At 54.0% G+C, this 12,673-nt stretch carries 10 protein-coding genes and 1 other RNA gene; 5 read left to right on the top strand and 6 right to left on the bottom strand.

Translation table 11 applies throughout. The features are described from left to right. Window positions 1–174 precede the first annotated feature (174 nt). Entirely contained in the window at window positions 175–735 is a 561-nt protein-coding gene (locus P9J57_RS02935) for a cytochrome b/b6 domain-containing protein (protein ID WP_014604932.1), read from the top strand. A gap of 65 nt (window positions 736–800) precedes the next feature. Next, on the top strand, window positions 801–1,493 hold the full coding sequence (locus P9J57_RS02930) for a VIT1/CCC1 transporter family protein (RefSeq protein ID WP_013027336.1): 693 nt from the start codon (window positions 801–803) through the stop codon (window positions 1,491–1,493). A 33-nt stretch (window positions 1,494–1,526) separates the two neighbouring features. Here P9J57_RS02930 and P9J57_RS02925 read toward each other — a convergent pair whose 3' ends face one another. Continuing rightward, complete coding sequence (locus tag P9J57_RS02925) at window positions 1,527–2,447, bottom strand: formyltransferase family protein (protein WP_015699449.1); 921 nt, start codon at window positions 2,445–2,447, stop codon at window positions 1,527–1,529. Window positions 2,448–2,704: 257 nt separating this feature from the next. Between P9J57_RS02925 and P9J57_RS02920 the strand changes: the two genes are divergently transcribed. Then, window positions 2,705–3,679 (top strand): glutathione S-transferase family protein, encoded by a 975-nt coding sequence (locus P9J57_RS02920; protein ID WP_014604930.1) that lies wholly within the window; start codon window positions 2,705–2,707, stop codon window positions 3,677–3,679. Window positions 3,680–3,768: 89 nt separating this feature from the next. On the opposite strand, the gene tdcC is transcribed toward P9J57_RS02920, so the two are convergent. The 5 genes from tdcC to rsmI form a co-directional block, all read right to left on the bottom strand. Next, a complete protein-coding gene (tdcC, locus tag P9J57_RS02915) occupies window positions 3,769–5,097 on the bottom strand; it encodes a threonine/serine transporter TdcC (protein WP_028715840.1) in 1,329 nt (442 codons plus the stop codon). 10 nt (window positions 5,098–5,107) lie between these two features. Continuing rightward, a complete protein-coding gene (tdcB, locus tag P9J57_RS02910; RefSeq protein WP_014594692.1) occupies window positions 5,108–6,097 on the bottom strand; it encodes a bifunctional threonine ammonia-lyase/L-serine ammonia-lyase TdcB in 990 nt (329 codons plus the stop codon). 733 nt (window positions 6,098–6,830) lie between these two features. After that, entirely contained in the window at window positions 6,831–8,441 is a 1,611-nt protein-coding gene (locus P9J57_RS02905) for an OpgD/OpgG family glucan biosynthesis protein (RefSeq protein WP_483279378.1), read from the bottom strand. A gap of 472 nt (window positions 8,442–8,913) precedes the next feature. Further along, window positions 8,914–9,289: RNase P RNA component class A (gene rnpB / locus P9J57_RS02900), an RNA gene on the bottom strand. 63 nt (window positions 9,290–9,352) lie between these two features. Beyond that, window positions 9,353–10,213 carry a 16S rRNA (cytidine(1402)-2'-O)-methyltransferase gene (gene rsmI, locus P9J57_RS02895; RefSeq protein WP_014594693.1) on the bottom strand — a complete coding sequence of 287 codons (861 nt, stop codon included), beginning with the start codon at window positions 10,211–10,213 and terminating at the stop codon, window positions 9,353–9,355. Window positions 10,214–10,275: 62 nt separating this feature from the next. Between rsmI and P9J57_RS02890 the strand changes: the two genes are divergently transcribed. Together P9J57_RS02890 and P9J57_RS02885 are read left to right on the top strand one after the other, a co-directional pair. Further along, a complete protein-coding gene (locus P9J57_RS02890) occupies window positions 10,276–12,309 on the top strand; it encodes a penicillin-binding protein activator (RefSeq protein WP_072139071.1) in 2,034 nt (677 codons plus the stop codon). Continuing rightward, on the top strand, window positions 12,267–12,662 hold the full coding sequence (locus tag P9J57_RS02885) for a YraN family protein (protein ID WP_014604928.1): 396 nt from the start codon (window positions 12,267–12,269) through the stop codon (window positions 12,660–12,662). Before P9J57_RS02890 ends, P9J57_RS02885 begins: the two co-directional genes overlap by 43 nt. Window positions 12,663–12,673: the final 11 nt, after the last annotated feature.

Genomic DNA, 12,673 nt, shown 5'->3' with positions numbered 1-12,673 from the left:
CACCGGTTGCTTTCTCCCGGTGCGTTTTGCTTTTATGATCAAAATCCTTTGCCGGGCGGTTTGAAGCGATCATGCCCTCCCATCCCGCAGAGTCCCGGCCCACCTGGTGCTTAAGGTAAGCCTAATCTAGTCATGGAAATATAGCGTTCCGTCCCTCTTCTTTTTGGCAACGCTATGAAAGTATCTTATGGTCAGTGGCTTCCCCATCACGATGCACCCTTTTTTCGACGGCTTCATCTTTTGGTCGCCGTGCTGATCCTTTCGCAGATCATCAATTCCAATTTCACCGCACGTGAAGCGCTCGGCGAGCACAGCCTGGAGACGCTGATAACCTGGCTACATATTCTCTCAGGACTGTTGCTGATCGCTGCGGGCGTTATCATGCTCATCTGGATGCTGGTTCAGCGAGGTTTTCGCTGGTACTTCGCCTGGCTCACGCTGGATTTTCGGGGTATTCGAAACGATGTCGTACAGCTGACCGGCCTGAAACTCCCACAGGCACATGGCGGTGGCATAGCCGCGACGGTGCAGGGCTTGGGGGTTATCGCGTTGATCGCCGTCGCCTGTTCTGGTGGGCTATGGTTTTTATTTAACAGTACGTCGCTCGCCACGCCTGATTTGACGCGTAGGGTATTGCACTGGCATAAATTCCTGACCACCTTTGTAGAGATTTATTTTTACAGCCATGGCGCGATGGGCGTGCTTCATATCCTGCTATCCCGCTATGAAAAATAGCACAGGGCACGCATGCAGGCTGTCGCCCTCCTGATTAAACGAATCGCTTATCACTGGAAGACCCGATGCTACATAGTGAATCGCATAAAATTGAACACGCCGGATGGCTACGGGCTGCCGTATTGGGCGCGAATGATGGCATCGTTTCGACCGCCAGCCTGCTGGCCGGCGTCGTTTCTGCCAGCAGCAGTCATCACAATGTTTTGCTCGCCGGGCTGGCAGGTATTGTTGGAGGCGCAATGTCGATGGCGACGGGAGAATACGTCTCGGTGTCCTCGCAGTCAGATACTGAAAAAGCTTCTCTGCGGCAGGAGAAAGCTGAACTCGAGGCCGATTTTGCGGCTGAAACGGTGGAGCTGTCAGCCATATACAGGGCGCGTGGCCTGTCGCCCGAGCTGGCTCGTCAGGTCGCAGAACAGTTGATGGCCCATGATGCCTTAGCCGCTCATGCCAGAGATGAGCTGGGCATCACCGATTTCAGCAGTGCCAAACCCCTTCAGGCCGCTCTGTTTTCTGCGGTCAGTTTTGCCTCAGGCAGTATTTTACCCTTCGCCGTTGCCATGCTGATCACCGGCCCCTTCGCCTTGCCCGCCATTGCGGTCTCGGCGCTCCTGGCATTGACGCTTCTGGGCGCGACGGCGGCCAAAGCCGGTGATGCGCCGGTCAGGAAAAGCGTCACGCGCATTTGCTTCTGGAGCCTGCTGGCGATGACGCTGTCTGCATCAGTCGGCTATCTTTCAGGTATGGCGCTTGGCTGACGCGCTTACTGGGTAAGGATGCATCTGCCGCCCTCAGCGCGCCAGATGCTGCCCGACAATCAGCCCGAGCTGGCCTGCCAGCGTCGTGCCCGTGACAGATTCGCCGCCCGCAGACTGCCCCTGCAGAATTTCAAGTTGTCCCTGCCCACAGCCAATAACCAGCGGTGTAACTGAAACAACTTCACCCGGCTGGCTGGCTTTACGCGCATCAATAACGCGGGTTTGCCAGACGGTAAATCGCTGTGAGTCTGCCAATGTAAAAGCGCCGGGCCAGGGAAACGCCAGCGCCCGAACAAGGTTATGGATATCGCGGGCGGGCGCCTGCCAGTGAATTTGGCCATCTTCCGGCTTACGGCTGCCAAAACAGCTTGCTGCACGCTCGTCCTGAGGGGTTTCGGTAAGCTCGCCCGCCACCAGCGCATCAAGCCAGGTCGGTAGCATTTGCGCCGTGGTCGCAACCAGTCGGGTATGCAGTGCCAGGGCATTGTCCTGTGGATGAATTTCAACGGCCTTCTGCGCCAGAATCGGGCCGGCATCAGGACGTTTAATCATGCGGTGCAGGGTCACACCGGTTTGCGTCTCGCCTTTAATAATTACCCAATTGAGATGGGCACGGCCCCGATAAGCCGGCAGCAAGGCGGCATGCACGTTATAGGCCCCTTTTTTAACAGAGGAGAGGATGGCTTCGCTGAGAACCTGACGGTAAGAGAAGCAGAACAGATAATCTGCCTCAAGGCTGGCTATGCGGGCTTGCCATTCGGCGGTATTGACATCCTCGGTGATAAAAACCGGGATGTTGTGGCGCTCAGCCAGGCGGGCGACGGAGCCGTAAAACTGCGCGCCGGACGCGGGATCTGCATGGGTAAACAGGGCACTAACCGTGAATCCGGCATCCATTAACGCCTTCAGGCCGGTACAGGCCATTTCGTGATAACCAAAGAGTACCGCTTTCATTCCGCTTTCCTTCATCTTTTTTTCGCCTGATCCTGCGGGACGGGCGTGATGGACGGCTTGTTCGTTACAGGCCGTAGACAGCCCCATGATAAGGCATTCTTAGCCCGATTACGCCTCTGGCCCGTTCGCCGTATAGCGCGCATTTATGCGGGTGGGCGAAATGTTTGGCAACGCACGTGGTGCGCTGTCGAAGTTATCCATAACCGCCTATGGTTAAAGTCGGAAATATTCTTTTTATCGTTTGTACGGGAGACAAGATGGGTCAGCTAATTGATGGTGTCTGGCATGACACCTGGTATGACACGAAATCAACCGGTGGGCGCTTTAAGCGTTCGGAATCCGCATGGCGTAACTGGGTTACGCCCGACGGTAGCGCAGGACTGAGCGGCAAAGCCGGATTTACGGCGGAACGCGATCGCTATCACCTCTACGTGTCGCTTGCCTGCCCGTGGGCGCACCGCACCCTGCTGATGCGTCAGCTTAAAGGTCTGGACAGCATGATTGATGTCTCGGTGGTGCATCCGCTGATGCTGGAAAACGGCTGGACGTTTGATGACAGTTTTCCGGATGCAACTGGCGATAAACTGCACCAAAATGAATTTCTTTATCAGCTCTATCTCCATGCGGATGCCGACTACAGCGGGCGTGTCACCGTGCCCGTGTTATGGGACAAACAGCAGAACACCATCGTCAGCAATGAGTCTGCCGATATTATTCGCATGTTTAACAGCGCGTTCGATGCAGTCGGGGCGCGGGCGGGGGATTACTATCCGGCTGACCTGCGAGAGAAGATTGATGCGCTCAATGGCTGGATTTACGACACCATTAACAACGGCGTGTACAAAGCCGGTTTTGCCACCTCTCAGTCCGCTTACGATGAAGCCGTAACCGCCCTGTTCCACTCACTGTCGCGGGTAGAGCAGATCTTGGGTCAGCATCGCTATCTGGCTGGCGACAGGTTAACCGAGGCCGATTTACGCTTATGGACCACGCTGGTGCGTTTTGATCCGGTTTACGTCACCCATTTTAAATGCGATCGCCACCGTATCAGCGACTATCTGAACCTGAGCGGTTTCCTGCGCGACATTTATCAGATGCCGGGTATCGCCGACACAGTAAACCTGCCTCACATTCGTCATCACTACTACTGCAGCCATAAAACCATCAACCCGCACGGGGTGATCTCTGTCGGCCCGGCCTTTGACTGGGATGCGCCGCACGGCCGCGGTTAACAACAGAACACCGCATTGAATTGGATGTGAAAAGACCTGACGTGCGCTGGCTAACAGCATACGTCAGGTCAAACAGGACTGAATGACGGTCAGAAAAACTTATAAGCGATATTTAAAATGGTGAGTAAGCCAATCGCGCTGACAAAAACGTTGTCAGCCCGGCCTTTGTATTTTGCCAGCGCAGGGACTTTGCTGATGGCATACATGGGTAACAGGCAGAGCAGCGAGGCGATAATCGGCGCGCCCATCGCCTCAATCAGGTCGAGAATATTGGGGTTAAGGTAAGCCACCAGCCAGGTCGAGCCCATAATAAAGACCATGCTCAGCGTATTCAGCTTACGGCTGGACACAGCGTCTTTATCGCCCTTATAGCGAAATTTGATAATCAATCCGTTTAACCCTTCCAGCGTGCCCAGATAGTGCCCAAAGAAGGATTTGAAAATAGCGACCAGAGCAATCACCGAGGCGCTGTATTCCAGTACCGTAGAGAAGGTGGACTTCTCACCCGACAGGGCGGAAAAGTGATTCGCCAGGTAGGAGAGCACAGGGATATTTTGAGCCTTCGCGTCCGCCATATCCTGCGGTGATAAGGTAAACAGACAGCTAAAGGCAAAGAACATCACTACCGCCACCATCAGTATGCTGGCGCGGGAGATGATCTGGCTGCACTTGTTTTCGGTATAGGTCCGGCCCATTTCCGGCTCGTATTCTTCCCGCTTTGACACCACAAAAGAAGAAACAATCGGCGAAAAATTGAATGAGAACACCATAATAGAAATGCCTAACCACACGGTAACCAGAATGCCATCGTGCCCGGTCAGGGCAATATCCCTCAGGTTGACCTGGTCGATTACAGCGGAATTCCAGTAGGGGATTAACGACAGTGAAATCAGCACCAGGCTGGCGATAAACGGAAACACCAGCCAGCTCATCACCTTTACCATCAGGTCTTTACCAAACCAGATCACAAAAGCCATCAACAGCAGCAGCAACAGCGCCACCACGCCGCGATTGAGGGCCGGCAGCAGTAGCTGATATTGCCAGAACGCCATGAAGGTATTGGTGATGGTGACGCCATAAATCCATAGCAGCGGGCAAATCGCGAAAAAGTAGAGAAAAGTAATGACCACCCCGCCCGTTTTTCCGAAATGCTCTTCTACCGTTTCGGTAATATTGCCCGATACGTTACTGCCGGACAGGCAAAGGCGAGCCAGTGCCCGATGACAGTAAAACGCGATGGGCCAGGCCAGCACCAGCATGATCAAGATAGGGATCAGCCCACCGTAACCGGCCCGAATAGGAAAGAAAAGCACGCCGGCGCCAATGGCTGTGCCAAACAGTCCGAGTGTCCATGTGGTATCGGACTTACGCCAGGTTGAGGTTTTTTCCTGGTCGAGAATATTTTCAGAATTACTCATAACTTATCCTTTATGCGTCAGCAAAACCCGTAATCTGGGAAACCCGGGACAAATCAATATTACCGCCTGAGATAATGCACACCGTTTTCCGCCCCTGAATGTAGTGGTCGACTTTGCCGCTCAGTAACGCGGCGCATGCCAGCGCGCCGGCACCTTCTGTGACCACTTTGTTTCGCTGAATCAATGCAATCATACTTTTACGAATGTCGTCTTCACTCACTAGCACCATCTCATCGACCAATTCTCTCACAATCGCGAAGGTGAGATCGCCCGGACAGGCGACATCGCAGCCGTCCGCAAGGGTGCCGGTAAGACGATGGCGCGTAATGGTATCAGCAAAAAAGGAGGCTGCCATACCGTGAACGTTTTCAGACTGCACGCCGATGACGGTAATCGTGGGATTAATGGACTTGATCGCCGTGGCAATCCCGGCAATGAGCCCGCCACCGCCTACGGGAACGATGACGTTATCGACATCAAAGAGATCCTCAAGAATTTCCAGACCGATGGTGCCCTGTCCGGCAATGATCTTCACATCATCATAAGGCGGGATAAATATGCGGCCTTCGCTGGCCACAATGTCTTCCACTTTGGTTAGCGTGTCATTAAAGTTTTCACCATAAATGACCACCTCCGCGGAGTAATCGCGCGTCGCCGCTTCTTTGGATTTTGGCGCACCCGCAGGCATGACCACTTTGCCGTCAATATGCAGCATGGCGCACGACAGTGAAACGCCCTGCGCATGGTTACCCGCTGAGCAGGCGACAACGCCCTGACGTTTTTCTTTCTCCGTCAGTGAGCTCATTTTATTGAATGCACCACGAATCTTAAAAGACCCCGTTCGCTGCATATTTTCAAATTTAAGGAATATTTCTCCGTCGCAGCGCTCGCTGAGATAGTTTGAGCGTGGCATGCCGGTTTTATAAACTTTCCCTGTTAGTCTCTCTCTGGCAGCATAAATTTCATCAAGGCTAACGGGAAGGTTTTTATTGATATTCATATCGACTCCTTTTTCAGGCAGGGTTTATTCAGCAAAATTCCCCGAAGAGAAATGCGATCGTATAAAAGCTGAAAAAAAGTAATAAACTTACCGTTTTCGCTTCGCAGCATGCTGTAACAGCATGAGCTTACGCAGTTGATTTAAAAAGAAACGGGCAGCGAGAGGATAGGAAAAGGATGGCGATAAAACAGCGTATTTTGTGGAAGAAACTGTATTACTGACAGAAGGGATAAAACATATTCTTGCAGAAGAGACGGGGTTAAAGCGATTCGTTAATAGGGGGCGAACAGTGCTCTGATACAGTGTTAGCCGGGGCGTTCGTCGTTGCGTATACCTGTGCATGATGTCATTCCTTTACGTCGCCTTTATCCGCCACGAATCTTAATCATCATAAAAAAATGGGATTGTGCTGTTTCTCACACTTCACTCTTTTCTTATGAGAACCAATGCTTTTATTTATACTGACGTTGTGCAGATCAATAAAATATCTTTTTTTCACTTAAGAATATTTCGCCGAAAAAAAAGCAGAGCGATGAAACAGCCGTTAACAGAACAAGGATAAGGGAAGACAATCACGCTATTTAAGACGGGCTTAGCCGGAAAAGGGGGAAGGTCATTATTATTCCTGAAACGCTGAAGATAACGCATCCAATAACATTTCAATGCGCGACGTTTGCCGATGAGTCGCGTTAAAAGATTAACGCCCATCTGTTCAATGGGCGTTATTTAAAAGTTACTTCGTTTCGCACGCGACGGGCCAGGGCTTCGCAGGGGAGTTGAACGGATGGTACTGGTAGCACCAGGTTTCCGACACCACCTTGTCTTGTGCTTTCAAATAGAGCTTAAGCTCTACCGGATCGCCTTCGCCGGCGACCAAATCAAACTGCGCCAGCCAGTTGCCTGAATCGTCCGGCAATTTAGACACGAGCACGTTCTCAAAAGTACCACGCGATGCAGAAAGCACGGCTTCGGGGGAAACGCCTGACGGCAGATGATTAAGCACATCGCCACGGAACTCGACGGCAAACTTACGGCTGTCATGCGGACGATCGGAACCCGGCACACCGCCCCGCCCCAGTCGTGTTGCCCCGCAACGCGCCAGAGGAGAGGGATAGGGCTCATCGGCCAGCCAGTGCAGACGATAATGGAAATGATGCTGATCGCCCGCTTTCGCTGGCGCATCCGGTACCCACATGGCGACGATATTGTCGTAGATTTCATCGTCAGTCGGGATTTCCATCAGTTGAACTGAGCCTTTGCCCCATTCCCCTCGCGGTTCCACCCACAGATCGGGACGTTTCTCGTAGTGCGCAGCGTCCAGATAGCTGTCGAAATCCCGATCTTTCTGCAGTAAACCAAAGCCGCGCGGGTTCTCATCATGAAAACTGGACGTGACCACGCGTAATGGGTTGTTCAACGGCCGCCAAATATGTTCGCCGCTGCCGGTCCACATCGCCAGACCATCGGAGTCATGCACTTCCGGGCGCCAGTCTGTCGCCGCCCCTTTAACCGTTTTTGAGAACCAGTACATGGAGGTCAGAGGCGCGATACCGAAACGCTGAATGTCCTTGCGCAGGAAAAGCGTACATTCGACATCCTGTATAACCCCTTTACCGCGCTGCAGGATAAATTTGTAGGCGCCCGTGATACTCGGCCCGTTGAGTAGCGCATAGACCGTGAGATGTTTGCTGTCGTCTTTCGGCGCTTCAAACCAGAAATCCGTAAAGTCAGGGAACTCTTCATCGACACCCGGCTGAACGGTATTCAGCGCAATACCACGCGCGGATAAACCAAACTGCCCCAGTTCGCCGATGGCGCGGAAATAAGACGCGCCCATAAAGGATATCCAGTCATTTTGTGGATTGGTTTTTAGCGTGTCCTGGCTGGCCAGCACTCTGAAACCTGAGAATACGTTACCTTTCAGCGCCGGCAACGTAACGTTTTTATCCGTCGTGGTGAAGTAGTCAATATTTTGAATAATTTCACGCGCGGCGTTATTTTCCACGACGTGCATTTTCACCGGCATACGGTGTAAACCGTTTACCATGAAAAAGGTAACAGGAAACCGTCCGGCATTTTTAAACAGCGCATAGTCCGGCTTGTAGACGGTTTTCATGTAGGCGTCATAGGTTATGTTGGATAACAATGACGGGTCGAATGAGGTGGTTTTTTCATAGGGTTTGGCTGCCAGGGCTTTGGCCTGGGCAATCAAGGTTTCAAAGTTAAATGCTTCGCTGTTACCTAACTTGAGAACGCCTGCTGCGATAGCGCCGGGAGAAATGCCTAATGCAGATAAGGCAGCAAACGTCCCGGAATAAGTCAGTAAAGTCCTTCTTGTAACCATGATCCACCTGTTTTTTTAATCTTCATTCAATGAATTCGCGCCCAATGGGGCAAAACGTAAAATAATGACGTGTGGCAAGCTGCCTTCAACTATAGACGAGAGAAACCGTTGCCTCCCAAACAGATGGCAAGCCATCATCTGACACATCGGATGAGCCTATAGTGCATTGGAAAGAAAATGGATGGGATTTGCCTGAGAAACAAAGCCTCTGGCAACGCGGCCCATTTTTCTTGCCAGATCAGGAGAGTGAATCGCGTTTCCTCTCAGGGTCGCCAGCGCGGAAGCGCCCTGACCGGCTAACGCCACATTGTTTTACGACGGTATCGGGCAACGCCCTTCATCGCGCTGGCCAGCCCGCGTCAGCAAGGAGCCGTGGCCTGCTGCCGATATCCCCGCATCTGGTGGCGGCAGCGACGCCTGCTTTGCCGCGCCATAAAGCAAAAACCCCGCTTGCGCGGGGTTTGCATTAAGAAGTCGAAACTGACCGATAAGCCGGGTTCTGTCGTGGACAGTCATTCATCTAGGCCAGCAATCGCTCACTGGCTCAAGCAGCCTACCCGGGTTCAGTACGGGCCGTACCATGTGAACCCCTATTTGGCCTTGCTCCGGGTGGAGTTTACCGTGCCACGGACTGTTACCAGCCGCGCGGTGCGCTCTTACCGCACCCTTTCACCCTTACCTGATCCCATTACTGGGCCATCGGCGGTTTGCTCTCTGTTGCACTGGTCGTGGGTTTCCCCCCCAGGCGTTACCTGGCACCCTGCCCTATGGAGCCCGGACTTTCCTCCCCTCCGCCCGTCTCCTTCAGAGAAGGACGACGACGAAGCGGCGACTGTCTGGTCAGCTTCGGCGCGCATTATAGAGGGTTTAGCCCGCGCTGTCACGCCCGGCGCGCAGGCAACTCAACAGGCTCAGGCCTGCTGCTCAAGCGCATGTTTATAGAGCGCATTCTTTTTCACACCGTGTATCTCAGCCGTGAGCGCCGCCGCCTTTTTCAACGGCAGTTCCTGCTGCAACAACGCCAGCGTGCGCAGTGCATCTGCGGGTAATGCCTCTTCGTCAGGATGATGGCCTTCAACGATGAGCACCATCTCACCTTTACGGCGATTTTCATCCTCTTTCACCCAGGCCAGGAGTTCCCCCACCGGTGCGCCATTCAGGTTTTCCCAGGTTTTGGTTAATTCGCGCGCCAGCACGACGTAACGGCCAGCCCCCAGCTCCGTGACCATATCCTGCAGGCTGTCCAGCAAACGGTGCGTGGATTCGTAAAAAATTAAGGTACGCGGCTCCTCGGCCAGCGCCCGAAGCGCATCACACCGCGCCTTTGTTTTGGCGGGTAGAAATCCTTCGTAACAGAAACGATCAGACGGCAATCCCGCTGCGCTTAATGCTGTTATCGCTGCGCAGGCACCCGGTAAAGGAACGATGCGAATACCGGCCTCACGGCAGCGGCGAACCAGGTGATAACCCGGATCGTTGATCAATGGCGTGCCAGCATCAGAAACCAGAGCTATGCTTTCTCCCTGTTGCAGCCTGGTTAGCAGGATTTCTGCTTTCTGCTGTTCGTTGTGGTCATGAAGTGCGAAGAGTCGCGCATTGATGGCGAAATGTTGTAGCAACAGTCCGGTATGACGTGTATCTTCCGCTGCGACCAGATCGACGCTGGAAAGTACCGCTAGCGCCCGCTGGGTAATGTCAGCCAAATTACCTATTGGGGTTGGCACGATGTAGAGCGTGCTGGCGGAAATGTCTGCCCGATCGAGTTGTTTCATTGTTTCATCCGAATTGCCGATTTAATATTGAGCATCTTGAAAAAAACATCACTGGATACAGTATGCTTCCTTCAAAAATCGTTCGTCATAAAGCAGGACGCTTTGTGCCTGTCCTTCTTGCTGGTCTGATTTTAGCCGCGTGTAGTGGCCAGGGCCCGAAAAGCCAGTCCGTAGACATCCAGGCACCCGTTACTAATAATTCCGCCTACTATCTGCAGCAGGTGCAGCAAAGCAGCGATGATAGCAAGACCGACTGGCAATTACTCGCAATCCGCGCCCTGTTGAAAGAAGGAAAATATCCGCAGGCTGCTCAGGCGATCGGCGAACTGCCTAATCAGCTTTCTGATAAACAGCAGCAAGAATTACTGCTGCTGAAAGCCCAGTCTCTGGTTGCTCAGCAAAAGATTGCCGATGCTCAACCAATATTGAGTCAGGTGAAAACCAGCGAGCTGTCTCAGGATCAGCTGGCGCGCTACTACGGTTTACAGATTGCCAGCGCACAGGGTAAAACTTCGCTGGCCCTGCTCCGCGCCTATATTGCTCAGGAGCCGTTGCTGAAAGGCGATGAACGCCAGCAGAATATCGATGCCACCTGGCAGGCGCTGACCCAGCTGTCGCAGCAGGATATGAATTCGCTGGTGATCAATGCCGATGAAAACATTCTGCAGGGCTGGCTGGATCTGCTCACGGCGTGGCATGCCAATGCGCAGGATGCCAACATGCTGAAGTCAGCCATTAAAGACTGGCAGACGCGCTATCCCGATAACCCTGCTGCAAAAACCTTACCGACCCAGTTGAGCCAGGTGCAGAACTTTACCAAAGCGTCCACCAGCACTATCGCGCTGCTGCTGCCGCTGAACGGTCAGGCTCAGATGTTCGCCAGCGCTATCCAGAAAGGCTTTAACGACGCGAAGAACGGCACCCTCGCTACCGCGCCTCAGGCGATGCCGGGCAGCGCCCAGGATCCTATCGCGATAAATCAGCAGCAGCCTGCGGATGCGAATGCGGTCGTCAGCCCGTCAGCTAACCCGGCGGCTGCGCAGCAGAGCGGCACGGCGCAGCAACCGGCAACGACGCAACAGCAGCCTCAGCAACAGCCGGCCGCCGAACCCGCCAGCAATGCGCAGGTGAAGGTTTACGACACCAGCAGTCAGCCCATCGCGCAGGTGATGCAGCAGGCCCAACAGGATGGTGCCACGCTCGTTGTTGGACCGCTGTTGAAAAACAACGTTGAAACGGTCGCGAACAGCCAGACACCGCTGAATGTCCTGGCGCTGAACGAGCCAGAGCAAATCCAGAACCATCCGAATATGTGCTATTTTGCGCTGTCGCCTGAAGATGAAGCGCGCGATGCGGCGCATCATATCTGGGACCAGGGCAAACGCCAGCCGCTGCTGTTAGTGCCTCGCAACGGCCTGGGCGATCGCGTAACGGCGGCCTTTACGAAAGAGTGGCAGTCACTGGGCGGCGGCACCGTGCTCCAGCAGCGCTTTGGTTCTGTTTCAGAACTCAAGCAGGGCATCAATAGCGGTGCAGGCATCAGCATGAGCGGTACGCCCGTGGTTATGCCCTCGTCTTCTCAGCCGCAAAGCGTTTCCGTTGCGGGCCTGAACATTCCGGCACCGCAAACCAGCGCCCCGGCCGCCAGCAGTGGCGGAGCCATTGATGCCGCTTATATCGTCTCGACTCAGGATGAACTGCAACTGATCAAACCGATGATCAGCATGCGCACCGGTAGCCGCAGCAACGTTGCGCTCTACGCCAGTTCGCGCAGCGCGCAGGCGGGCGCAGGGCCGGATTTCCGTCTGGAAATGGAAGGGCTGCAGTTCAGCGATATCCCCCTGCTTTCCGGCGCAAATCCGGCGTTGATGCAGCAGGCCGCGAAGTCGTTCAATAACGATTACTCGCTGGTGCGTCTGTACGCAATGGGGATTGATGCGTGGACGCTGGCTAACCACTTTAACCAGATGCGTCAGGTGCCGGGCTTCTCGCTCGACGGCAATACCGGCAAGCTGAGCGCCACCGCTGATTGTGTGATCAACAGGAAGTTGACATGGAACCAGTATCGCCAGGGCAACATCGTACCGGCCAGCTAAACCGCCGCCGTACGGGTGCCGAGCACGAACAACTCGCCCGCCGCTATCTTGAGCGGGCGGGGTTAACATGGGTCGCCAGCAATGTTTACTATCGCGCAGGGGAACTAGACCTGATAATGCGAGACAACCAGTGTTGGGTGTTCGTCGAAGTGCGTTACCGGCGTAACGCACGCTTCGGCGGCAGTCTGGCCAGTATTACCCGACAGAAACAACACAAGCTGCTGCGTGCCGCCTCTCTGTGGCTGGCGCAACGCGGCGGCAGTTTTGAAACAGTGAATTGCCGTTTCGACATCATTGCCATTACCGGCACGGCGCTTGAATGGTTGCCGAATGCCTTTAATGCAGACGTTTAGAACCAGGTGGT

The organism is Pantoea sp. nfd-35 (assembly GCF_056892255.1).
Note: the sequence above shows the minus strand (reverse complement) of the source record. Positions and strands in the feature narration are given on the sequence as shown.